This is a genomic window from Rhodothermales bacterium, assembly GCA_013002345.1.
Lineage (GTDB): Bacteria > Bacteroidota > Rhodothermia > Rhodothermales > JABDKH01 > JABDKH01.
This window is the reverse complement of record JABDKH010000211.1, coordinates 1-2259: the sequence shown is the minus strand read 5'-3', so window position 1 is coordinate 2259 and position 2259 is coordinate 1. Positions and strand designations below refer to the sequence as shown.

At 58.9% G+C, this 2259-nt stretch carries 2 protein-coding genes; one reads left to right on the top strand and one right to left on the bottom strand.

The window, feature by feature from the left end; translation table 11 throughout:
- Nucleotides 1-56: 56 nt before the first annotated feature.
- Entirely contained in the window at nucleotides 57-263 is a 207-nt protein-coding gene (locus HKN37_10950; protein NNE47167.1) for a cold-shock protein, read from the bottom strand.
- 553 nt (nucleotides 264-816) lie between these two features.
- Here HKN37_10950 and HKN37_10945 point away from each other — a divergent pair.
- On the top strand, nucleotides 817-2259 hold a 1443-nt coding region (locus tag HKN37_10945; GenBank protein ID NNE47166.1), incomplete at its 3' end, for a class I tRNA ligase family protein.

Below are 2259 nucleotides of genomic sequence, written 5' to 3'. Positions count from 1 at the left end.
AAAAAAAAGCGGGCTCCGAAGAGCCCGCTTTCCTGTTTATCTGTACCAGCTGGAAATCAGACCGGTACGATGTTCTCCGCCTGCGGGCCTTTCGTACCCTCGGTCACGGTGAACTCGACCTTCTGGCCTTCGGCGAGCGTCTTGAAGCCGCTGCCCTGGATCTGGCTGAAGTGCGCAAACACGTCCGGGCCATTTTCCTGCTCGATGAAGCCGAAGCCCTTCGACTCGTTAAACCACTTAACCGTTCCTGTTGTCGTAGACATACTCTTTTACCTGTTTAATTCACTACGTAGATATGGCCGTCATGCGGCCGGGTGTGCTGGAAATTCTGCTGCTACTTATGAACTCAGGTCGAACGAACGGGTAGATCGTCGAAGTGGCTTGCATAAATATCTGGCGAACCTTCAAGCTGAAGGAACTATAAAGATACTGATGGCGAATTTCCAGCGGCAAAAGCCTTGTTTTTGGCGCTTTGCGCCGCTAATGTGCGCTCCAAGACGTCGATGGGGACGAGTAAGCGGGCTGTCCGGGCCTGAGCGACTGGAGGATGGTGAGAGCTCCGGGCCGGAATCCGCCGAATATCACCCCGGAGTCGCTGCCCGAAAAGCAATGAGTAGACGCAGCCGGCTGGTCCACGATACGGACGGCGGGCGGGATGCCCATGAGGTGGCATGGCCACGAATCCGGGTGGTACCGCGATGAATTCATTCGCCCCGGGCGCAGAGATTGCGTCCGGGGCGAAGTCGTTTTTGGAGTAGAGCATTGGCGTTTAAGGAAGTTGCAGGCCGCTACAACGGTCCGGCCCTCGAAGAGGAGGTGCTGGCGTTCTGGCGCGAGCACGATACGTTCGACAAGACCCTCCGGCAGACCGAGGGCAAGCCGCAATTCAGTTTCAATGAGGGCCCGCCGACGGCCAACGGCAAACCGGGCATTCACCACGTGCTCGCGCGCGCGTTCAAAGACGTGTTTCCGCGCTACAAGACGATGCGCGGCTATTACGTGCCGCGCAAAGCCGGCTGGGACACTCACGGCCTTCCCGTGGAGCACGAAGTAGAGAAACACCTCAAGGCCGAGGGCAAGATCGAAAGCTACGACAAGGACGAGATCGAAGCCAAGGTCGGCGTCGCCGAGTTCACCCGTCTGTGCCGTGAATCGGTCATGCGCTATATCGGCGACTGGGAGAAGATGACCGAACGCATGGGCTTCTGGGTACACCTCGAGGAAGCCTACTACACGCTCGACAACAGCTACATCGAGTCGGTCTGGAATCTTCTCCAGCGGATTTGGGACAAGGACCTGATCTACCGTGGCTACAAGGTCGTGCCGTACGATCCGCGCATCGGCGCGACACTCTCGTCGCACGAACTTGCACAGGGTTACAAGGACACTGAAGACCCGTCGATCACGGTCCGCTTCAAACTCGAAGATGCAGATGATACGTACATCCTCGTCTGGACGACGACACCGTGGACGCTGCCGTCGAACCTCGCGCTCGCGGTAGGCGAGGATATCGACTACAGCTATTGCTCTCACAACGGCCAGACGCTGATCGTCGCCGAGGCGCTGCGCGACTCGGTGTTCCGCGACGAGGAGCACGAGGTCGTCAGGACCGTCAAGGGCAAAGACCTGGTCGGCTTGAAGTATGAGCAGCTGTTCGACTACATCGAAGTCGACGCGGAGAACGCGTTTACGGTTCTTGCAGCTGATTTTGTCAGCACTGAAGACGGTACCGGTATCGTCCATACGGCGCCGGCTTACGGCGTGGACGACCTGGCGTTCGGCCAGGAGCACGGTCTTCCCGTCGTCCATGGCGTCGGCCTGGACGGCAACTTCGTCGACGCCGTCGAGCCCGTCAAAGGCATGTTCTTCAAGGATGCGGACAAGCCACTCATCAGGATCCTCAAGGATCGCGGCCTGATGTTCCGCTCAGAGCGCTACACGCACAGCTATCCCTTCGGCTGGCGTACCGGCGACCCGATTCTCTACTACGCAAAGAACGCCTGGTACATCCGCACCTCGAAGTTCCGCGACCGCATGGCCGAGCTCAACCAGACGATCAACTGGGTGCCCGATCACATCCGGGACGGTCGCTTCGGCAACTGGCTCGAGAACAACATCGACTGGGCCCTGTCGCGGGAGCGGTTCTGGGGCACTCCATTACCGGTATGGACCGACGGACAAGGTGACTACGTCTGCGTTGGTTCCGTGGCGGAGCTCGAGGAATTAACAGGCAGGGAACTGTCAGACCTCGACCTGCAC